Here is a 23050-nt window from a genome sequence, read left to right as displayed (position 1 = left end):
GGACTGTAAGTGCGATGATTTGCGATCGATACTGGCAGTTCACTAACAATGGGCAATTGCTGATCACTCACCGTTTGTTCTAGATCTCTGAGGTTTCTTAAGAATTCCTTTTGATTTTGAGGATTTGATTTGACGGTCAAATGTTTTATATTGAACCTTGCTTAGCAACAAGTGAATCTGGGAGTTATCCCGATTGATTTAGCGATTTACTGAAAGTGTCGTCATCCGTAAGCAAGCGGTTCTAATTCACGATTGGGACAAGTTAAGGATCAGATTTTGCCCTCCTAGGGAAATAACCTCACGCTCCAAGCCTTCTGACGTTCAATGATGTCTAATTGCTTACTTCTTACATGATTTGATGAATCACTTAATTCAGTATTCTAGCCGGGCAATATTTGTGATAAATATAATCAAGTTTTTGATTGCTCTTGACTTGAGCCAGTCAACTGGAAACGTTTTCAAGTTCAACCCAAGGAATTCATTGACTTATTCTGAAGCGTATGGTTAGTTGTTTCTAGCAAAGTAGTATGAATAAGGTTCAATCAGGTTTTGCTTCCCTGGAATTTGGCAGCTAGTTTCAAAAATTAGGTTATACTGTTGACTCAAATTGGATAAAAAGGTGACTTAAGTAAATGAGAATTGCTAGGTAAAGTCAATTGAGAAATTCCAATGAGAAATTCCAAGAAGCTGATTCGTTAGCAAGTTTTCATTAAGATTAATACTGCCTGTCACTTATTATTTTGATTTGTCATTCATTGGGCTGTGAGTGGCGTTAACTAAATTAGTTTTTTCTGTGAGTAGTCTGGGGCTCGATTGTTCAAGTTCTTAATAAGGCAACTTAAATTTTTGCCCTTTTTTAAGCTAAAACTCTAGTTGTGATGGAGAGTGGACAGTGAATAGCATCTTCGCAAAGCTGAAGGATTTTGTAGGGTTGAATGAGCCGAGTGATGAGTATGACTATGAGTACACCGAGGTAGAAGGCGAAGAATACCGTAACCTTTATCAGGAAGAGCATCCTCAGCCTGTCCAGGAAGAAGAACCGAGACGGCGGCGAATTCGTGAACGTCTATCTAATGAAGGAGTTAGTTCTGCCATGAGTAACGTGATTGGAATGCCCGGTGCAACGAACGGAATGTCTGAGGTAGTGGTAATGGAGCCGCGCACGTTTGAGGAAATGCCTCAGGCAATTCGGGCACTGCGCGAGCGCAAATCGGTGGTGCTGAATCTGGCGATCATGGACCCCGATCAGGCACAGCGGGCAGTCGATTTTGTTGCAGGCGGAACCTACGCGATCGACGGTCATCAAGAGCGAATTGGCGAAAGCATTTTTCTGTTTACGCCGAATTGTGTTCAGGTGAGCACGCAGGTCGGCGGCACGAATGATCTGACCGGAGGAATGCCTCAACCTCGCGCTGCCCGCCCGATGGCTCCCACGCCTGCCTGGACGACTGAGCAGGTTCGCATGGCATAGGTTCCACTGTTGCAACAGACGGTATTTAGCCAGACGAGAGAAGGTGGGATAATTTTTCTGACCTGTTATAAACGTTAGAGGCATCCAATTGTCTGTTCAATTTGGTATTATTGGCGGCGGGGTAATGGGGGAAGCCTTGTTATCCCGTCTTTTAGTGCAAAAACTTTATCAGCCCTCCGCAGTGCTGGTGAGTGAACCGCAGCCGCAGCGTCGCGAGTTTCTTCAAACAAAGTATGGTGTGGGGGTAACTGCCGACAATCAGTCGATCGTCGATGCTGCCTCGATCATTCTGCTGGCGATCAAGCCCCAAGTATTTGAAACCGTTACCGCTAGCCTGAAGCCGTCGCCGCAGCCACAGGTGATTTTGTCGATTCTGGCAGGGGTTCCGCTTACCCGTCTGGAAACGGCCTTTCCTAGGCAACCTGTGATTCGTGCCATGCCGAACACCCCTGCAACAGTCGGCATGGGCATGACGGCGATCGCTGGTGGAGAACATACCCAGCCCGCTCACCTTCAGCAAGCCAGACAAATTTTTGCTGCAGTCGGCGAAGTCGTAGAAGTGCCAGAGTCGCTGATGGATGCCGTAACGGGATTGTCTGGATCGGGTCCGGGCTATGTGGCGGTGATGATTGAAGCTTTGATTGACGGAGGCGTTGCGGTCGGGTTGCCGCGATCGATCGCGACTCAGCTGGCAATTCAAACCGTACGCGGAACAACAGAGCTACTGCAAACCACAGGGATGCATCCGGCAGAACTGAAGGATCAGGTCACTAGTCCGGGCGGTACGACGATCGCGGGTATTGCTCAGCTTGAACAGGCGGGCATTCGTTCGGCTTTGATTGAGGCGGTGCGGGCTGCCTGTCGCCGATCGCAAGAGTTAGGGCAGTAATTGAGCTGCTTGAATTCCCGATTTGTGTAATTTTATCGATCGCCCTCTGTACAACTTCTGCTGCATCAGCGAAAAAGAAAATAGCGGGTTCCCTCGCTTACGGTTGACCTGCTTTGATTTGTGTGTTTGGCAAATATGCTGTTGATGCAGAGGAACAAGCGATGGACATTTTGCATTTGCTCATCAAGCTGATCATTGCGATCGGCTGTGCGGCAGCGGCAGATCTGCTGCTTCCCCGACGGATTCCAGGTGGGTTAGCAGGGCTGATCTTGGTTGGGTTGGCTGGGGTTTGGCTGGGAGAGCGTGGATTTGCGCTGCTGCGGCAGCAGTTTGGAATTAATTTTGACTTTCTTTACTGGCAGATTGAGGGGGTTTTGATTATTCCGGCGATCGTGGGTTCGGCGATCGTGCTGTATGTCGTGACAGCGTTTATTCGATGGGCGAGGTATAGCAGCTAGAGGGGGTGGATGGGTAATAGGTGAGGGAGTGTCGCGGGTAGGTGTAGGAGTGTGAAGAGTGGCTGGATTTTGGGCGGGGTAACGAGGTGGGGGCTTATCGTTAAATAGAGATAGAGCAGGTCAAGATTCACTGCAATATCCTGACCGTTTTTCCTGACCATTGTTCTCCTGTTCCTCGTTCTTCTGTAACGCTATGGCATTCGATAAGTTTTCTGGTGATTCGTCCTTTGCTAGCCCGCGATCGCTGCCGAGGTTAAGCCTGCTGACGATGTTTCGGCTGGGCTTATTTCAGATGGGGCTGGGGATCATGTCTCTGCTGACGCTGGGGGTGCTGAACCGGGTCATGATCAAAGAGCTGGCGATTCCGGCGACGATTGTGGCGGGGACAATCGCAATGAATCAATTTGTGTCTCCGGTGCGGGTGCTGTTTGGGCAGATGTCGGATGCCAAGCCGATCGGGGGGTATCATCGAACGGGCTATGTCTGGATTGGGGCAACTCTGTTTGCGATCGCTTCGTTTCTGGCGGTGCAGGTAGTCTGGCAATTAGGAGCGAGTCTTCAGGCGGTGGGCTGGAGTGGAATGACGATCGCCTGGGTCGGGCTGCTGGCTCTGGTGTTTGCGCTGTACGGGGTGGCGATTAGCTTTAGTTCAACGCCCTTTGCCGCACTGCTAGTCGATATCTCAGACGAAGATAACCGATCGAAGCTGGTCGGTGTGGTCTGGTCGATGCTGATGGTAGGCATTATCATCGGGGCGATTATTACGGCGCGGCTGCTGCGGACGATCGATCTAGACACGCCGCTTGATGTAGTGCAGGCGGCAATCAATCGTATTTTTTTGGTAGTGCCTGCGATCGTAGTGGGACTGGCAGTGGTGGCGACGGTGGGTGTGGAACGCAAGTATTCTCGCTATGGAATTCGATCGGCAATGGTCGATCGCGAAGATCAGATTACGCTGGGGCGTGCTCTCAAGGTGTTAACTGCCAGCCGTCAGACCGGGCTATTTTTTGTGTTTTTGCTGATGATGACCCTCAGCCTGTTCTTTCAGGAACCTGTGCTGGAGCCTTACGGGGGGGAAGTGTTTGGGATGTCGATCGCCCAGACCACGCAGCTCAATGCCTTTTGGGGACTGGGAACGCTGTTTGGGCTGAGCCTGACCGGATTTTTCATCGTGCCCCGCTTGGGGAAACAGCAAACAACGCGGATTGGCTGTGGACTGGTGGCAGCTTCGTTTGTGCTGCTGATTTTGGCGGGCTTCACGACTAACCCCGGAATGCTGAAGGGAACGCTACTGCTGTTTGGGTTGGCTTCAGGGGTCACGACGACGGGCGCGCTGAGCCTGATGCTGGATCTGACGGCGGCGGAAACGGCGGGAACCTTTATCGGAGCCTGGGGGCTGTCGCAGGCACTTGCCAGAGCGACGGCAACGGTGGCAGGTGGAGCTGTGCTCGACATCGGACGATCGCTGTTTGGTGTACCGATGCTGGCGTACGGATTGGTGTTTCTCATGCCTGTGCTGGGAATGGGCGTGGCAATCGTTCTCCTGAACCGAGTGGACGTGAAAGAATTTCAAACCGAAGCGCGATCGGCGGTTGCGCGGGTGCTGGAAACGGAGCTGGATTCATGAACTGGGAACAGATTGTCGCCGTTGCTGAAGCGACCACGGCAGAAATTGGATCAAAGCTGTTGCAGGATTTCGGGCGGATCGGGGCACAGGAAAAAAGCGACGGCAGTTTGGTGACGCAAGCCGATCGTTGGGCAGATAAGGCACTGAGAGAGGCACTTCAGCAAGCTTTTCCTGATCATGGCGTTTTGAGCGAAGAAGTTGAGCATCGGTTGCCGGATCGGGATTGGTGCTGGGTGATTGACCCGATCGATGGCACAACGAACTTCACACGCGGCATTCCCCTTTGGGCGATCTCGCTCGGTTTGCTCTACAAAGGCACGCCCGTCTTTGGGCACGTTTATGTCCCGACGCTGCGCGATGCGTTTCACGGGTTCTGGTATGGCGATTCGGGACTGACGGGTCCAGCGGGAGCCTATTTGAACCATCAGCCGATTCATGCCAGCGCAGCCGATCCGTCTGGGAATCAGTTCTTTAGCCTCTGTGCCCGCAGTACAGCGGTGCTGCAACAGCCCATGCCCTGCAAAATTCGCATGTTGGGCGTCGCAAGCTATAATCTGCTCACCGTTGCCACCGGAGTGACGCTGGGCGGCGTGGAAGCGACTCCTAAAATCTGGGATATTGCCGCAGTATGGGCGATCGTTCAGGCAGCGGGTGGCGTGTGGGTTCCGCTTCAGTCTGCTCCGATCTTCCCGCTTCGGGTAGGGCAGGACTACAGCCAGCAATCCTATCCCACGCTGGTTGTCAGCCGATCCGACTTAAAGCTGGTTTTTCTGCCGCTCGTGCAGTTTTTAAGCAAGGATTCATAGCGGATGTTTGAATCACGATTGCTTAGCCAAACCGCTTTCCTCAGAGGTCTTAGCGGGCAATGTAAAACCTCTGCGACTTCTTACACCCTTTTGGGAAAATTTCTGGGGAAATTTCTGGGAAAACCATGAAACGCTGGCTGCCTTATCTTGCAAATCTGGTTTTGAATCTAACGACGATCGCCCTGCTGTGGCTAAGTTACCCGATGGCTGCCTGGAGTCAGGACTTGCCTGCTCTAACCGAGGTGACTGCTCCGACGAATCGATCGCCTTCTGGGGTGGAAAATATTTCGAGCGAGAAGCTGAATCAGTTTGTGCAGGCATATTTGCAGGTGACAACGCTGATCGAGCAGCGAGAGGACGAACTTCAGGGTGTAGAAACCAATGGCGAATCGCTTCAAATGCAGCGCGAAATTGCTGCTGATGCCGTAAGCAAAATCGACGCAGCCGGACTGACGCTGCAGGAATATCTCCAGCTATTGCGGCTTGCCAACCTCGACCCGGAATTTGGCGATCGGGTTGCGGTTCAGCTTCAGGAGGCAGCGAATTAAGATGACCAATGCGCCACAAGTGCTTTGTTTGGGCGAAATGCTGTGGGACTGTATTGCCGATCATCCGGCAGATTCCGTGAACGCGGTGAAATCCTGGACTTCCTATGCAGGGGGTGCGCCCGCTAACGTTGCCTGTGGGCTGGTGAAGCTGGGAACGCCTGCTGCGCTAATTGCCTGCATTGGAGAAGACGTCCCGGGCGAACAGCTTGTAGAAATTCTGGAGCAAATCGGCGTCGATCTGCGAGGAATTCAGCGACACGCGACGGCTCCCACCCGACAAATCGATGTCCTGCGATCGAACACGGGCGACCGAACCTTTGCTGGATTTCGGGGTGGAGAAACGACAGACTTTGCCGATACGCGGCTGAAAGCAGAATTATTGCCAATCGACTTATTTGAAGGGGCTCAGTTTCTCGTGTGCGGTACGATCGGATTTGCCTATCCTGAAAGCCGCGCTGCCTTTGAACGAGCGATTGCTTTAGCAAAAGCGCAATCCGTTCACATGGTGCTAGATGTCAACTGGCGACCTGTGTTCTGGCAGGATCACGCTGCTGCAAAATTGCTAATTTTGGATGTGATGCGGCAGGCAGATCTGCTCAAGCTTTCGATCGAAGAAGCGGAATGGCTTTTGAATACAGACCGTGCGGCGATCGTTGCTGAACGCTTTCCCCACCTCAAGGGCGTATTAATCACCGCAGGCGAAGCGGGATGCGAATATTGGTTCAGCGGCAATGTGGAACAGGTTCCTGCTTTTTCAGTCGAAGTTGAAGAAACCACCGGAGCCGGGGATGGCTTTGTGGCAGGACTGGTGCATCAGCTTTGCGTTCAGGGTATGGAGGCGTTAGCTGACCCCGATCGAGCGCATCAAATCGTTCGCTACGCCAGTGCAGTTGGTTCACTCACCACCATCAGAGCTGGGGCGATCGAGGCTCAGCCACAAGCCGAAGAAGTAGAAGCTTTCCTGTATCTCATGAGAAATGGTCTTTCCTAAAATTCAGATGAAATGCTGTTTGCCCGGTCTTTGTTTATTCACTGGGCTTTTTTGAATTTGAGCTGCCCAATTGCGAGATCGTTAGTTTTCAGGTAAACATTCAATGAACGACTGTTGCTTGCTTTGCCTGTTGACTTTAGTCTGTTAACCTTGCCTGTTGACTTTGTCTGGATTGTCCTGAACTGGATCGGATCGATCGCCTGTCACATATGCCTTTGGAACCCATCGCTATTATCGGACTCGGATGTCGCTATCCGGGAGCTAACCATCCTGAAGCCTTTTGGCAGCTTATGCAAGCCGGGAAGGATGCAGTCACTGAAGTTCCGCCCGATCGCTGGGATGTGCAGCAGTTCTACAGTCCAGAGTTGAGTGAACCGGGCAAGACGAATACCCGCTGGGGCGGCTTTCTAGAGCAAATCGATCGCTTTGATCCGCAGTTTTTTGGCATTGCGCCCCGTGAAGTTGCCACGATGGACCCACAGCAGCGGCTCTTGCTGGAGGTGGCATGGGAGGCACTGGAAGATGGAGGACAAGTTCCAGAACAACTCCGCGGGTCGGAAACAGGAGTGTTTATCGGTATTGGCACACACGATTACTCAATCATGCTGTGGCAGCAGCCGATTAACGATCCCTATGCGACAACAGGCACGGGCAACTGCATCGCGGCAAATCGAATTTCTTATTTGTTTGACTTCAAAGGTCCAAGTCTGGCGATCGATACGGCTTGTTCCTCTTCGCTGGTGGCGGTTCATCTTGCCTGTCAAAGCCTCTGGACAGGAGAATCGACCCTTGCTCTGGCAGGTGGGGTAAATGTGCTGATTTTGCCCACAGTGACGATCGGCTTCTCGAAAGGGGGCTTTATGTCGTCGAGCGGTCGCTGCAAGAGTTTTGATGCCAGCGCGGATGGCTATGTGCGAAGCGAAGGGGCGGGCATTGTGGTGCTGAAGCCGCTGTCTCAGGCACTTGCCGATCGCGATCCGATTTATGCGACGATTCGCGGCAGTGCGGTTAATCAAGATGGCTTTAGTCAGGGCATGGCGGCTCCTAATCCCACGGCGCAAGAGGCGGTGCTGCGATCGGCGTATCGGCGGGCAGGTGTTTCTCCGGCAGCGGTGCAGTACGTCGAGGCACACGGAACCGGAACCAAGTTGGGCGACCCGATCGAGCTTCAAGCACTGAGCGCGGTGCTGACCAAAGGACGAGCGATGAATCAGCCCTGTGCGATCGGCTCGGTCAAAAGCAACATCGGACACACGGAAACTGCAGCAGGCGTTGCAGGCTTAATCAAAGTTGCGCTGGCAATCAAGCATGGGCAAATTCCGCCTAGTCTCCATTTCAAAACACCCAATCCGCAGATTCCCTTCGATCGCCTACCGCTGCGTGTCCAGACTGAACTGACCTCCTGGTCTTCAGAATTGCCGCTGCTCGCAGGTGTGAATTCCTTTGGCTTTGGCGGCACCAATGCCCATGTCGTTGTGGAGGCGGCTCCTTCTGCTTCGCTTAGTCCAGCGAATTCCGGCTCTGCCCAACGTCCGCTGCATTTGCTTACCCTTTCTGCCAAAACGGAAAAGGCACTCCGGGATTTGTCCCAGCGCTATGCCCAGTGGATTGCCGATCGTTCAGACGTGGATCTGGCTAATCTCTGCTACACAGCAAACGCCAAACGATCGCGCTTCTCCCACCGTTTAGCGGTGATGACTGAATCTTTGTCCCAGCTTCAGCAGCAGTTAGCGGCTTTCTCGCGTCAACAGCCCGTTGCCGGAGTGAGCTATGCCACCGCATCGCCCGCGCCCCTGGCATTTTTGTTTACCGGGCAGGGTTCGCAGTATGGTGGCATGGGTCGTCAGCTTTACGAAACAGAACCCGTTTTTAGAGCGGCGATCGATCGATGTGGAGTAATTTTGCAGAGCGAGCTAGATCGATTACCCGCTAGGAAGAACGGTTTTGTATCGCTGCGATCGCTTCTTTACGAAGAGGACTTTGCTGATCTACTGAATCAAACTGCCTACACCCAGCTGGCGATTTTTGCCTTGGAATATGCTCTGGCGCAGCTCTGGCTGTCCTGGGGGATTGAACCCCATGCGGTTATGGGTCACAGCGTGGGTGAGTATGTAGCGGCTTGCGTGGCGGGGGTGTTTTGCCTGGAAGATGGCTTGAGGCTGATTGCGGCACGGGGTCGGCTAATGCAAGCGTTACCCCTGAATGGCAGGATGATTTCGGTGGCGGCAGAAGCGTCAACGGTTCGATCGCTGATGCAATCTGTTTGTGGTTCAGAATCCGTCTCGATCGCAGCGATCAATGGCCCTCAAAGTACGGTGATTTCCGGTGAGCAAGAGGCGATCGATTTACTAGCGATCGAGTTTGAGCTTCAGGGCATCAAAACCACGCGGCTCAAGGTGTCCCATGCGTTTCATTCGCCGTTGATGGAGCCAATGATCGCCCAGTTTTGCCAGGTTGCGGAAACGATCGTTTATCATCCACCGCACAGGGCGATCGTCTCGAATGTCACAGGTCGTTTGGTCGGTGCAGAAATCGCGACGCCGGACTACTGGTGTGAGCATATCCGTCAGCCCGTGCAGTTTGCGGCAGGCTTGGCGACCCTGTATCAGCAAAACTATCGCACCTTTCTAGAAATTGGGGCGAAGCCGATCTTGTGCGGGATGGGACGAACCTGTGTGTCGTCGTCTGATGTCCAGTGGTTGCCTAGCCTTGATCCGCGTCAGTCAGACTGGACGGTTTTGCTGCTTAGCCTGGGTGCGATCGCCGCGATGGGATTCTCGGTAAACTGGGCAGCATTCGATCGCGCAGAAGAACGGCAGGTTCTTCATTTACCCACTTACCCGTTTCAGCGACAGCGATACTGGTGGGACGAAGCGGTGTTGCCAGGAACCTTTCAGCCGCAGAGCCAGAACGATTACCGCTACGAAGAACTGCAAAATCAACGGCTCGGTTCTCCTCATGATGGGGAGGCTAGGGGAACGAATCGTGCAGACAATGCAGACAATGCAGACAATGTAAATTTCGTTCACCCCAAATGCAATCATCCTTTGCTGGGTCAGCTTCTTTCAGCGAATTCAGCAGAAGCGCGATTTGCAGCGACGATCGCCCCCCATCAGCCCGATTACCTGCAAGATCACCGCATTGCTAACCAAATCATTTTCCCCGCAGCAGGCTATGTCGAAATTGCGCTGGCAGCTGCCGCTCAAACGCTTTCGGGTGGGCAAATTTGCATCGAGTCTCTGGCGATTGAACAGCCGCTTCTCTTTCCTGCCGGTGATGCGGGTGGCAAAGTTGAAATTCAGACGATCGTGCTTTCGGATGAATCAGGAAACGGAAAGCGGTTTCAGATTTGCAGTGGAAATTCTGCTTTGCAGCCAGGCGATCGCCAACGTTACGCGACAGGCAAAATTCGAGCCGTTCAGCAGGCGGAAAAACTGAACCGATCGCTCCAGTTCTGGCAGGACATTCAGCAGCTTCAGCAGCGCGAAGGCTTATCGTCCAACACCTATTACCAGCAGCTTCGGCAGCAGCATCTTCACTATGGAAAGTCTTTTCAGGCAATTCAGCAGCTCTGGCAGCAGCAAAATGTTGCCTGGAGTCGAATCCAGCTCCCGGCAGGTCTGGACGCATCCCCTTATTCTCTCCATCCGGTCGTGTGGGATGCCTGTTTTCAGACGGTCGGTGCGGCAGTGGCTCAAGTTCGGTCCACCCTCAATTTGTCGGTCTATTTGCCGGTGGGGATCGATCGTCTGACGCTTGCTCGATCGATCGATCGAATTTTGGAAAGCCCCCTAAATTCCTCAGGGCTAAATTCTTCAGGGCTAAATTCCCCAGGGTTGGAGGGCTTTGAACGTCAGCCTCATCGGCTCGGTTTCCCCCAGAATGGGTTCGATCGGGAGGCAAACGCTCCTTCCCATACGGATTTCCATACAGAATTGAGCCAGAATTTAGCCTCGGATCGCTCTATCTGGTGCCGGGTTGAGCTTCAGGCTGCTGATTTGGCTCCGTCTAAAACGAACCAGAGTCGCCCGCATTCACTCAAAGCAAATCTGATGCTATTCAGTGCGATCGGCGAAAATCTCGCGACGATCGAAGGGCTGACGCTGCAAGCGGTAAGCGATACGACCCTGCAAAAACTGCTGCAAGTGCCGCACAAATCCGATGAATCACAAAACTGGCTCTATGAGCTGGTCTGGCAGCCACAGGATCATCATGCGCTTGAATTAACACGTTCCGGCGATCGACTGTGGATTATCTTTGCAGACGATCGCGGCGTGGGTGAGAAATTAGCCGATTTGCTGAAGCAGCAGGGCGATCGATCGGTGTTGGTTTGGGCGGGGGACGGCAATCGCCGGATTAAAGCAGACCAGTATGCGATCGATCCCGCTTGCCCGGAGCAGTTTCAACAGCTAATGCGCGAACTGGGTCCCGCCAATTCGATCGGGTCTTGTGGCATTGTGCATCTCTGGAGCTTGAATGGCTCCTGTTCTGGCTCCCCTTCTGGGCAGCCCTGGCTCGATGAGCAGGCGATGGGCTGTGGCACAGCTCTGAACCTGCTGCAAGCGATGCCTTCCCGCTCGCGACTTTGGCTGATTACGCAGGCAACGCAGGCAATACCAGACAGTTCCCCGTCTGGAAGCATGGATTCACACTCAATCGGGCTTAATGCAGCACACAGTTCGCTTTGGGGCTTGGCACGGACGATTCGCTTAGAGCAGCCAGAACTGCACTGCACCTGCATCGACCTAGGCAGTCAACCTTCGGATGCAACGCTGGCTCAACTGGTCGAGGAATTGCAGCAACCGGACGGTGAGGACCAGATCGCCTATCGGCAGGAGCAACGTTATGTTGCTCGACTGGTGCGATCGATCGCCACTCCGACCCCGATGCCAGAAACTCCTTTGCGGCTGGGAATTTCTGCCTATGGGGTGCTGGATGACCTGGCACTAATGCCCAGCGAGCGGCGATTCCCTCAGCGAGGCGAGGTCGAGATTCAGGTCTTGGCGGCAGGGGTGAACTTCCGCGATGTTCTCAACGCGCTGGGAATGCTGCAACCCGTGCTGCAAGAAATGGGCTATGCAGAAGCGGCGGCGGTTCCGTTTGGCGGCGAATGTGTGGGGCGAATTGTGGCAGTCGGGGCAGGAGTGCGCGACTTGCAGATGGGGGATGAAGTGATTGCAGCGCAGGCACTTGGCAGTTTGGCGCAGTTTGTCACGGTGAAGGCGCAGTTTGTGATTCTAAAACCGAAGCGGCTCACGTTTGCGGAAGCGGCAACCCTGCCCACAACTTTCCTCACCGCTCAGTACGGCTTGCAGCATTTGGCAAAGCTCAAGCGGGGTCAACGGGTTTTGATTCACGCAGCGGCGGGCGGTGTGGGTCAGGCGGCAATTCAGATTGCTCAGCAGGCAGGCGCAACAGTTTACGCTACTGCGAGTCCGGGGAAATGGGATTTTCTCCGGTCTTTAGGCGTGCAGCACATCATGAATTCGCGCACGATCGACTTTGCCGAAATGGTGATGCACCTCACCGATGGACAGGGTGTGGATGTGGTGCTGAATAGCCTCAGCGGAGCGTTCATCGAGCCAAGTTTGTCGGTGCTCGCAGCGGGTGGGCGATTTGTTGAAATCGGCAAGCTGGGCATCTGGACAGCAGAACAAGTGCAGCAGACCCGATCGGATGTCGTTTATCTCCCGTTTGATCTGTGGACTGTGGGGCAGGAAAATCCGGCTGTGATTCGATCGATGCTGAAATCGCTGCTGCCCAAATTTGAGTCAGGCAAGTTAAACCCGTTGCCGCATACTGTTTTTCCGATCGAGCAAGCGGCAGATGCTTTTCGCTATATGGCACAGGCAAAGCATATTGGAAGAGTTGTGATCACGCTGCCGCCCCTTTCCCCAGGTCAGCCGATTGTTTTTCCAAACTGCACTTATCTGATCACAGGCGGACTCGGCGCACTTGGACTCAAAACAGCCCAGGGCTTGATCGATCACGGCGCAACGCACTTGCTTTTAGCGGGACGCAAACCACCCTCGCCGGAGGCACAGCAGGCAATCGAGCAAATGCAGGCTCACGGCGCATCGATCACAATTGCCCAGGTGGATATCACCCGGTTCGAGGCGATCGAGCAGTTGCTTTTGCCTTATCAGGCGGAGCATCCGGCTCCTCTACGAGGCATCATTCATGCGGCAGGAATCCTGGATGACGGGATGCTGCAAAATCTCACCTGGACAAGATTTGTTCAGGTAATGGCTCCCAAAGTAGCGGGAGCGTGGCATTTGCATCAAGCAAGCCGATCGCTGTCGCTCGATTTCTTTGTTTGCTTTTCGTCGATCGCTTCTCTGTTTGGCTCACCCGGTCAGGGCAGCTATGCGGCGGCAAATGCAGCGATTGATGGGTTAATGCACTATCGTCGTCAGCTCGGTTTACCGGGACTCAGCATCAACTGGGGAGCCTGGGCAGAAGTGGGCATGGCAGCTCGGCTAGAAGAACGCGATCAGCAGCGATTGGCCGCGCAGGGAATGGCTCTGATTCCAAGCGATCGGGGAATAACACTGCTCGAAACGCTGCTGCGGATGCGATCACCTCAGAAAGGGAACTGCTTCGCATCGGCTCAGGTGGGGGTGTTGCCTGTAGACTGGTCAGTATTTCTGGCACGTCAGGTTAACGTTCCACCGTTCCTGGAGGCATTCGCTCAGCCATTATTAAAAATCTCATCCGAGAGGTCAGTGAAGACCTTATCTGGGATGTTATCCGGGACATTATCCGAGACATCCTCCAGGACGTTCACGAACCCTGATCAAGAATTATCAAAATCGCAGTTTATTAACCAGCAATCAGAAGATATTGCGGAAAGTGTAAGCGCCGTTCCTGCTGCCGCAGCTTCTGAAGCACCCCGCTCTTTGGAACAATTGCAAGCCCATCTGCAAGCAGAACTGGCAAAAGTATTGGGATTCAGTACAGCGGATGCGATCGGATTCAGCGATAATTTTGCCGATTTGGGTATGGACTCGCTGATGGCAGTAGAGTTTAACAATCGCCTGCAAAAAACATTGAATTGCACAATTTCATCCTCGGTTCTGTTTGACTATGCCACGATCGCCGCTCTGTCTGCCTATCTGCTCACGCTTTTAGGAGAGGACGATCGAGTAGCCGTTCAGGCAATGCCTTCGGCAGCGGTTCATCGCGCTGACACGGTGGAAAGCTTAGCCCAGCGGAACGGCTTTATTGAGTTAGAGCAAGAACTTCAGACAAATCGTTCAAACGGTTCAGAGATAGCGTCAGATTCTGGAAAGCTCTCCGTAGGCGGGCGATCGAATTCTGCCTATCAGGATGCGATCGAGCAAAAAGCAATTGGCTCGGTTGACCGCTCAGGAAATGGTATTTCTGATACTTCAGATAATTTAGAAATCGATAATTTAGAAATTCATAACAGTCGGCAGACGAGCGAAACACAATCAAATTCAAATGAACCCCGGAACGATACTGAAATTAATGCTGAAATTGCTGAAATTAATGTTGATTTAGAATCGCTTCCGGTTGAGTTTTATCAGTTTGCTCAGATGCCGGAGTATATCAATCTGAAACACGATCTGGCACGAGTGGAGCAGCTCGGCAATCCATTCTTCAAGATTTACGAGGGAATTGCGCGGGAAACGACGCGGCTCAATGGTCGTGAATTCATCAGCTATGCCAGCTATAACTATATCGGGATGTCTGGCGATCCGATCGTTTCTGAGGCGGCAAAGGCAGCGATCGATCGCTATGGCACATCGGTTTCTGCAAGTCGTGTGGTGGCAGGCGAACGTCCGATTCATCGGGAGCTTGAGCAAACGATCGCCCGCTTTCTGGGCACAGAAGACTGCATTGTGTATGTGGGCGGTCATGCCACGAATGTAACGACGATCGGGCATCTGTTGGGCAGTCGCGATCTGATTTTGTATGACGCATTAAGCCACAATAGCCTGCGCGAAGGCTGCAATCTTTCGGGTGCAACGGCGATCGAGTTTGCCCATAACGATGTGCGATCGCTCGAACAGCAGCTGATTCAGCATCGGCATCGCTACGAAAAAGTGCTGATTGTCGTTGAGGGAATTTACAGTACTGATGGCGATCTCGCGCCGCTTCCTGAAATTGTTGCCTTGAAGCAGCGATTCAAAACGTTTTTGATGGTCGATGAAGCGCATTCGATCGGGGTATTGGGGCGGCGTGGGGGCGGCATTGGTGAACACTTCAACATCGTGCCCAATGCGGTCGATTTGTGGATGGGGACGCTGAGCAAATCGTTTGCAAGCTGCGGTGGCTATATTGCAGGCTGTAAAGCACTGATTGAATATCTGAAATACACCGCTCCCGGATTTGTCTTTAGCGTTGGGATGTCTCCGGCAAATACGGCGGCAGCATTAGCAGCACTCCAGGTGCTTCAGAAGGAACCCGATCGCGTTACAAAACTGCATCAGCGATCGCAGCTTTTCCTGCAATTGGCACAGCAGCATCAATTAAATACGGGCGCAAGCCACAGTTCACCTGTGATTCCCGTGATTGTGGGCGAACCCTATAAAGCTGTTCAACTTTCCCATCTCTTAGCTGAGCGCGGTATTGATGTGCAGCCAATGGTCTATCCCTCTGTGCCTTATCATGCGTCGCGTTTGCGTTTCTTTGTCACCTGCCTTCACTCCGAAGCGCAAATTCGATACACGATCGAGCAACTGGCGCAGGCGATCGATCAGCTTGCTTAAATTAACAATGATTAGTTTTTTAGAATGACGAACATTTATTTCTGAAAATTGAAAAATAATCAAAAGATCCCTGCAAAAAATACCTGAAAGACAATTGAAAGGCGGATGAAACACTATCAAATTGCGGCATTGCCCGGAGAAGGAGTCGGTCCAGAAGTGGTGGAAGCATCGCTGGTGATTCTGCAGCAAGCAGCTCAGCAGTTTGGCTTTACCGTGGCGATCGATCGGGGGCTGATCGGTGAACCCGCGCAACAGCAGCACGGCAATTTTTTCCCAGAAGCAACAGCTCAGCTCTGCGAAGGCAAAGACGGCATCTTGTTTGGGGCAGTGACTCAGGGTGGGTTGTTGGAACTGCGAAAACGCTTCGATTTTTTTGCTAATTTGCGTCCGGTGCGTCCTTCAGTTCATTTGCGGGAGCGATCGCCCCTCAAACCCGAAAAGCTGGACAATGTGGATTTGCTGTTTGTGCGGGAATTGGTGAGCGGCATTTATTTTGGGGCATCCGGGCGCGGTATCGACCAGCGAGGCTCCTACGGCTATCACACGATGCAGTATTGGGATCGAGAGATCCGGCGGGTTGCTAGAGTTGCGCTAAAGCAGGCGCAAAATCGCCGTTGCCATCTCACGATCGCCCACAAAGAAAACGCCTTACCGCACCTTCCCTGGACTCGTCTGGTGCAGAGTGAAGCCGCCGCCTTTCCCGAGGTGACGATCGAGCCAATGCTGGTGGATACGCTGGCAATGCAAATCGTGATGAACCCGCAGCAGTTTGACGTGATTTTGGCAGGCAATTTGTTTGGTGATATTCTCAGCGATTTGGGCGCAGTGCTGACCGGGTCGATCGGAGTGCTCGGATCAGCGAGCCTTAACGCCGCTGGATCTGGACTGTATGAACCCATCCACGGAACCGCCCCCGATCTCGTAGGCAAGGGCATTGTGAATCCAATGGGCACGATCGCTAGCGTTGAACTCATGCTGCGGCAATGGGGCGAAATTGAAGCCGCCAATTGTCTAATGCAAACTCAGGAAGAATTACTGGCGCAGGGATACCGCACGGCTGATTTAATGACGCGATCGGAGGATAAATTTGTGAATACGCAGGAGTTTGTCGATCGGTTTTTGGAGATGATGAGTTCGATTGATTGAGATGATGGTGGGGGATTAGATAGCAGTGAAATAATATTTCAGAGCTGTTTGCAGGAAATTCAACGATGACAGTTGACTATCTTCGATTGATTCCAGAAGATCCATACTATATCCCAGCGCAAAACTAATCCGTAGCGCTGGAAGAATTCTCCCGTTTACTTCCGGCAGGAGTGGAGATCGAAATTTCTGTTTATGATACAGCCCACTTCATCGATCAGGGAGAAAACTTTGAGCAGGTGTCTTGTCCATTTTGCGGTAGTGAGCTAGCAACGGACTGGTGGCAAGATGCAATGGATGAAGCCTACAAAAATCTATTCGAAAACTTGTCCGTTACTTTACCCTGTTGTACTCGACAAACATCTCTGAATGATCTTGATTATCGGATGCCAGCCGGATTTGCTCGATTTGTTCTATCTGCCCGTAATCCAAATTTGGGCAGAAATTTAACTGACAGTGAACTAGAGCCGATCGAAAGGGTATTGAACTGTAAAATCAGGCAAATATGCAGCACCTATTAGCCACAGTCAAACGTTAGTTTTTAAGCCAATCAATAAACTAAAAATTGACTTGAAAAGCGATTAAATCAATCCATCTATGAATCAGCAAGAACCCTCCCCCCGCATTCTCTACCTCGGCAGCGACATCAACACCGATGACATTATCCCCGCTAAGCGCGGCACAAACGGCGAACCTGACCACCTGAAACGCTATGCCTTTGAACACCTGATCGGCGAAGGCAAACTGATGGAATACGACATCATTGAAGCAGGCGACAACTTTGGCTGTGGCTCCAGCCGCGAGTTTGCCCCGATCGCCATCCAAGCCGCAGGGATCCAAAAAGTCCGTGCCCGCTCCTTCGCCGAAATCTTTTACCGCAACAGCATCAACATCGGGCTCCCCCTCGAATTCCTCTCCCCATCCCTCCATTCCCTCACTTCCTCATCCACCCCCGCTCCCCTGATTCAATCCATCACCCACTCCGGCGGACTCTCCTCCTTCAATAAACGCCGCCGCGCCGGAAAAATTACCCTTCCCCCCAGCCAAACCCCGCCCCGCCCGATGACAATGGCAGAAAAACTGCTGGCACGCGCTTCAGGCAATGAATTTGTGCAGCCTGGAGAAGTGATATTTGCAACAGTCGATCTGGCAATGTCGCACGATGCGATCGCCGCCACGGTTGGAGAACGCTTTTATCAGGAATTTGGCGCAGATGCAAAAGTCTGGGATGCGGATCGGATTGTGTTTGTTGCCGATCACTTTATCCAGATCAACGACATTCGATCGGATGCGGGCGCGATTCAAATGCACAAGCAGATGGTGCAGTTTGCCCAAGCCCAGAATTGCCGCTTGTTTGATGTGGTTTCTCCTGGTGAAGCGGCGGGAATTTGTCATGTGCTTCTGCCCGAACAGGGTTTGATTCGCCCGGGTATGGTGATCGCCGGAACTGATTCCCATAGTTGCACCTACGGCGCGTTTGGCTGCTTTTCGACGGGCGTGGGCACAACGGATATGGCAAACCTGTTCGCAATGGGCGATTTGTGGCTACGCGTCCCGGGAACGCTGCGGTTTGATCTGTCGGGAACCCTGCCGGATCACGTCAGCGCGAAAGATATCATGCTGTTTATTCTGGGGCAGATTGGCTGCGATGGGGCAGTGGGTAAAGTAATGGAGTTTTGCGGCAGTATTGTCGATGCGCTTGCGATCGATGAACGCATGACTCTAGCCAATATGGTGATCGAGTGTGGCGCAATGTGTGGCTTGATGGCGGTTGATGAAACCACCCGTGCTTATCTGCGCGATCGAGGACAAACGGAGTTTCTCGAAATCACAGCCGATCCAGATGCCCAGTACGATCGCGTTTATTCTTTTGATCTTTCGAACCTGGAACCGCAAATTGCCTGTCCACCCAAGCCCGATCGCGTGATCAGCATCAGCGAACTGTCGGATGTGTCCATCACCCGCGCCTTTATCGGTTCCTGTACGGGCGGTAAGTTCCACGATTTGCAGCAGGCAGCTGCCGTTTTGAAGGGACGCAAAGTTGCCCCCGGTGTCAGCTTGTTTGTGGTTCCCGCATCGCAACAAATTCGTCAGCAGGCAAAAGCATCAGGAGATCTGCAAATTCTAGAACAGGCAGGCGCGCAAATTCTGAAATCGGGCTGCGGAGCCTGTATCAATGCTGGATTCGGCGTGTTAGGTAAACAGGAAACAGGCATTTACGCCACCAACCGTAACTTTAAAGGACGTAGTGGTGACCCCACGGCGCACAACTATCTGGCATCTCCCCGAACGGTGGCGATCTCTGCGGTGCGCGGCAAAATTAGCGATCGGCTGGAAAACGATCGATGAATACCTAAGCTGTTGTTTCATAAACAGTGCTTTTAGTAAAGCTTTCCTCACAAAATTTTGCACGAATTAAGAAGAATTGTTACAGTGCAGGAAACCTTGCTCCTTACCTCCTGCCTGTATGAATCTTCTTTTCGGCATTATTCCAACTCCGTCACCGCTGCAAGCCAAGTCTCGTGTTTATGACCTGAAAGCCCGATTAGATTGGGGCGAGCCTGCCCTGACGATTATTGATGTCCGCGATCGATCGGCGTTTCAGCTTAGCCATTTGCTCGGCGCGATAAATATGCCGCTTGAAGAATTACTCGATCGGGTACTGACCAGCCTGGAACGGACGCGGGACATTTACGTGTACAGCGATATAAACGAAGAAGCCGCAGAGGCAGCAGCGATTTTGCGAACTGCGGGATACCTCAATGTGTCTGAGCTTCAGGGTGGGTTACCTGCCTGGAAAGCAGTAGGCTATCCGATCGAGTCGGGCTTCTTCTGGCTCGCACTCTAGGATCTTGAGTACAGGATCTTGAGTACGCCTCAAACATCCTCCAAAGATTGTTTAGCCGCAAAAATTGCTCACGCTCCATTTCCTCAAATCGCTGATGCTCGAATCTTTTATGATCGAGAGACAGAGTGGGGTCAATGCAATGCGTGCAGGAATAATTTCTGGAATCTCTTCTGAAATTGCTCAGCTTGGGCGACGCTTTTTGGCGATGCGAAGCAGGTTTCCCCAGGGGGTAATCGGGCTGGTGCTGATTATGGCGATCGGGCTGTCGTCCTGTAATCCGAGCGAACTACGATCGCAGGCAGCCAGCGTGCCCCGGTTAGTCATCAGTGAACTAAGCGAACCCAAGACATTTAACCCCGTGACCAGTCAGGAAACCACCAGTGTTTTTGGGCTGATTCTAGACAGCTTGCTGTCTACCAACGGCTTGAACGGGGATCTGGAGCCTGGATTAGCGGAAAGCTGGGAAATTTCGCCTAACCAGAAGCAAATTACCTTTACCCTGCGCGAGGGGCTAAAGTGGTCGGATAGCACACCGCTCACAGTAGATGATGTGCTGTTCACGTTTAACGATGTGCTGTTTAATCCCAAAATTCCCAGCAGCTCAGCAGATATTCTGCGAGTGGGCGAACAGGGCAAATTTCCGACGGTTGAGAAAGTAGACGATCGCCGCGTTCGATTCACTGTTCCCGAACCCTTTGCGCCGATTTTGCGGTTTGCGGGCGGTGTAGAAATCCTGCCCAAGCACGTTCTAGCCGAGTCTGTTTCGACTCTGGATGGAAACAACCAGCCCAAGTTTCTTTCGACCTGGGGCACGGGTACCAATCCTGCGGAAATTGTAGGCAGCGGTGCTTACAAACTCACGAGTTATCGGGTGGGAGAGCGCCTGATCTTCGATCGCAATCCCAACTACTGGCGCAAAGATGCTCAGGGCAATCCTCAGCCGTATATCGATCAGTTTGTGATCCAGATTGTGGAATCGACCGATGCTCAGTTGACCCAGTTTCGGTCGGGCGGTTTGGATACGGCTGCGGTCACCCCAGATTATTTCCGACTGATCAAACGCGAAGAAAACCGGGGCGATTTCACAATTTATGAGGGGGGTCCTGCTCTCAGCTCCCTTTTCATGGCATTCAATCTCAATCAGGGCAAACGTAACGGTAAACCCCTCGTTAACCCAATCAAGTCACGCTGGTTTAATACGCTGGAGTTTCGGCAGGCAGTGGCTCAGGCGATCGATCGCCCCACGATGATCAACAATATCTATCAGGGTTTGGGCGTTCCGCAAAATTCGCCGATTTATATCCAGAGTCCTTACTATCTTCCGCCTGAAAAAGGATTGCCCACCTACGAGTACAACATCGAGCAGGCAAAGGCTCTGTTGCAGCGTGCCGGATTCAAATACAACGCCCAGGGACAGCTTCTTGATGCAGACGGCAATCGGGTGCGCTTTACCATGTCTACCAATGCGGGCAACAAAATTCGTGAAGCCAGCGGTTCTCAAATTAAGCAAGACTTGTCAAAAATTGGGATTCAGGTCGATTTTCAGCCAGTCGCCTTTAACACGTTGGTTGGCCAAATGACAGACAGCCTGGACTGGGACACGATGATCATGGGCTTGGGCGGCGCAGGAATTGAACCCGATGGCGGTCGAAATGTTTGGTCGCCCGATGGACAGCTTCACCTGTTTAACCAGAAACCGGGTGAAGGAAAAACGCCGCTCGAAGAACGAGTCGTGGCAGACTGGGAAGCCGAAATCGGACAGCTCTATGTCAAGGGAAGCCAGGAACTAAACGACGACAAACGCAAAGCCATCTACGCCGAAATTCAAAAGCTGGTTCAGCAATACGTGCCAATGGTATATCTGGTCAATCCACTTGCCCTCTCCGCAGTCCGAAACGAAATCGAAGGCGTGAAGTTTTCTGCGCTCGGCGGTTCGCTGTGGAATTTGCATGAGCTGAAGCTGAGCGAGGAGTAGGGGGGAGTAAGGGAGTAGATGAATGATTACTCCCCTTCCCTCAACCTTTACTCAACCCCACGCTGATCGATCGCCTTTCGAGCTTTTTCGGCTCTGGTTTCGGCTTCTGCCATGACTTCAGGCAGCTTTTCTAGCATTTCGCCAGGGTAGTTTTCCAGCACCTTGGTGGAAAGCGAAATTCGCCGCTTCACCGCATCCAGATCGATAATGAGGGCTTTAATGGGCTGTCCGATTTCAAAGACCTGGTTCAGGTCCGCAATATAGTTTTTGCTGATTTGGTTGATGTGAAGCAAGCCTGTGGTGCCGTCAAATTCAACAAAGACTCCAAAGGGCTTCATGCTGACGACCTTGCCCTCGATAAGTTGACCGATCGTAAGCTGGCTGAGGCTGACTGCCTGGGAGGCCATGCGCTGCGACAGCACCAAACGGCGGCGATCGGGGTCTACTTCGAGCACTGCAACGTTTAAGGCTTTGCCGATCAGAGCTTCTAGATTATCGCGCTCGACCAGATGCGATCGGGGAATAAACCCGCGAATGCCCTGAACTTCTGCGGTCACGCCGCCTTTATTAATGCCGCTGACTCTTGCCTGCGTTGTTTGCTGATCTTCTTGCAGGGCTTGCAGTCTTGTCCAAGCTTGCTTGATTTCAAACTGGCGCAGCGATAGCGTTACTTGCCCGTCGTCGTTTTGCTCACGGATGATCAGGTACTCGCGCTCCTCGCCTTCGGGAAGAAATTCAGGCAGGTTAGTCACGCGCTTAAGGGAGGCTTCTTCGATCGGTAGAAATGCAGCCGATTTGCCGCCAATATCAATATAGGCTCCGTCTGAATCGTAGCCCGCTACTTTGCCCCGCACGACCTGACCTCTCTGAAACTGATAGTCGTGTTGTTCGAGGGCTTTAGCAAAGTCGTCAGTAGAAAAGGACAAAGTCAGCCTCCTAGAAACCAAGTTGAATTACTCAGACTGAGATTACTCCGGCGATCGCCGATTGATTTGCCAATCGATCGAATGACGATCGTGATCGAAGCGATCCAGGCAATGATCTTAGCGAGATCTTAGCGATCCTCTCTGAGCACTACTTCCTGACCTATGGTACTCTCTCCATCCTGGGAATGACATCTCTCGCAGCGAGATCACTGGCGGATCTGCCAGCACCCCCAGGGGCAGCCTCGCAGCAGCGCGTTAACTCATTCGCTTGAGGGCAGACAGCAACAAATCTTGAGGTTTTGGATTCGTTTCAGCCGATGCTTACAGCCTTGTTCAGGCGATTGAAGTACAAAAAATGGGGCATAGCCCCTGCACTCCCCGTACCTTACGGGAGTGAAAAACGCTGTATCCAGTTTGAGCTGGCTGGGTTGGGGGCAATTAATTTTTCTGGAAATTCCCCCATTTAACGGGTAGCGAAAATCATCATGTTAAGCCCTTGGAGGAATTTACTCGCGCTTACACTGCGCCTGAAATAATTTCCTCCCTTGGGGCGGATTACGAAACACGCGATTCTAAGCAGCAATAAAGTATCCGCCTCACGAATCGTCATTACTACCATCGAATCTAAGTTCC

At 52.4% G+C, this 23050-nt stretch carries 13 protein-coding genes; 12 read left to right on the top strand and 1 reads right to left on the bottom strand.

All coding sequences use genetic code 11. From position 1 onward, the window contains the following. The first annotated feature begins 892 nt into the window (after nucleotides 1-892). The 12 genes from H6F80_RS10910 (at nucleotide 893) to H6F80_RS10840 (ending at nucleotide 21491) form a co-directional block, all read left to right on the top strand. Nucleotides 893-1471: a cell division protein SepF gene (locus H6F80_RS10910; protein WP_190791579.1), complete on the top strand. Its 579-nt coding sequence runs from the start codon at nucleotides 893-895 to the stop codon at nucleotides 1469-1471. Between the two features lie 88 nt (nucleotides 1472-1559). Continuing rightward, entirely contained in the window at nucleotides 1560-2360 is an 801-nt protein-coding gene (gene proC / locus H6F80_RS10905) for a pyrroline-5-carboxylate reductase (protein ID WP_190791578.1), read from the top strand. 161 nt (nucleotides 2361-2521) lie between these two features. Further along, complete coding sequence (locus H6F80_RS10900) at nucleotides 2522-2818, top strand: hypothetical protein (RefSeq protein ID WP_190791577.1); 297 nt, start codon at nucleotides 2522-2524, stop codon at nucleotides 2816-2818. A 193-nt stretch (nucleotides 2819-3011) separates the two neighbouring features. Further along, on the top strand, nucleotides 3012-4445 hold the full coding sequence (locus H6F80_RS10895; RefSeq protein WP_190791576.1) for a BCD family MFS transporter: 1434 nt from the start codon (nucleotides 3012-3014) through the stop codon (nucleotides 4443-4445). Continuing rightward, nucleotides 4442-5251 (top strand): inositol monophosphatase family protein, encoded by an 810-nt coding sequence (locus H6F80_RS10890; RefSeq protein ID WP_190791575.1) that lies wholly within the window; start codon nucleotides 4442-4444, stop codon nucleotides 5249-5251. Before H6F80_RS10895 ends, H6F80_RS10890 begins: the two co-directional genes overlap by 4 nt. Nucleotides 5252-5376: 125 nt before the next feature. Continuing rightward, nucleotides 5377-5799, top strand: coding sequence for a DUF4168 domain-containing protein (locus tag H6F80_RS10885; protein ID WP_242067286.1), 423 nt, complete (start codon nucleotides 5377-5379; stop codon nucleotides 5797-5799). Between the two features lies 1 nt (nucleotide 5800). Further along, the gene (locus tag H6F80_RS10880; protein ID WP_190791574.1) at nucleotides 5801-6790 is read left to right on the top strand and encodes a carbohydrate kinase family protein; all 990 of its coding nucleotides are present in this window, start codon (nucleotides 5801-5803) and stop codon (nucleotides 6788-6790) included. A gap of 215 nt (nucleotides 6791-7005) precedes the next feature. Beyond that, nucleotides 7006-15525, top strand: a complete 8520-nt coding sequence (locus tag H6F80_RS29825) for a type I polyketide synthase (RefSeq protein WP_242067285.1) — start codon at nucleotides 7006-7008, stop codon at nucleotides 15523-15525. Between the two features lie 105 nt (nucleotides 15526-15630). Beyond that, nucleotides 15631-16671: an isocitrate/isopropylmalate dehydrogenase family protein gene (locus H6F80_RS10855; protein ID WP_190791573.1), complete on the top strand. Its 1041-nt coding sequence runs from the start codon at nucleotides 15631-15633 to the stop codon at nucleotides 16669-16671. Nucleotides 16672-17265: 594 nt separating this feature from the next. Then, entirely contained in the window at nucleotides 17266-19017 is a 1752-nt protein-coding gene (locus tag H6F80_RS10850) for an aconitase/3-isopropylmalate dehydratase large subunit family protein (RefSeq protein ID WP_190791572.1), read from the top strand. Between the two features lie 118 nt (nucleotides 19018-19135). Next, nucleotides 19136-19516, top strand: coding sequence for a rhodanese-like domain-containing protein (locus tag H6F80_RS10845; protein ID WP_190791571.1), 381 nt, complete (start codon nucleotides 19136-19138; stop codon nucleotides 19514-19516). A gap of 139 nt (nucleotides 19517-19655) precedes the next feature. Continuing rightward, the gene (locus H6F80_RS10840; protein ID WP_190791570.1) at nucleotides 19656-21491 is read left to right on the top strand and encodes an ABC transporter substrate-binding protein; all 1836 of its coding nucleotides are present in this window, start codon (nucleotides 19656-19658) and stop codon (nucleotides 21489-21491) included. Nucleotides 21492-21538: 47 nt separating this feature from the next. Here H6F80_RS10840 and H6F80_RS10835 read toward each other — a convergent pair whose 3' ends face one another. Then, nucleotides 21539-22417 carry a S1 RNA-binding domain-containing protein gene (locus H6F80_RS10835; RefSeq protein WP_199296501.1) on the bottom strand — a complete coding sequence of 293 codons (879 nt, stop codon included), beginning with the start codon at nucleotides 22415-22417 and terminating at the stop codon, nucleotides 21539-21541. Nucleotides 22418-23050 lie beyond the last annotated feature (633 nt).

This window comes from Leptolyngbya sp. FACHB-711, from assembly GCF_014695615.1.
In the GTDB taxonomy this organism is placed as follows: Bacteria; Cyanobacteriota; Cyanobacteriia; order Elainellales; family Elainellaceae; genus Leptolyngbya_A.
The sequence above is the reverse complement of the archived record's forward strand: the minus strand, read 5'-3'. Positions and strand labels throughout refer to the sequence as shown.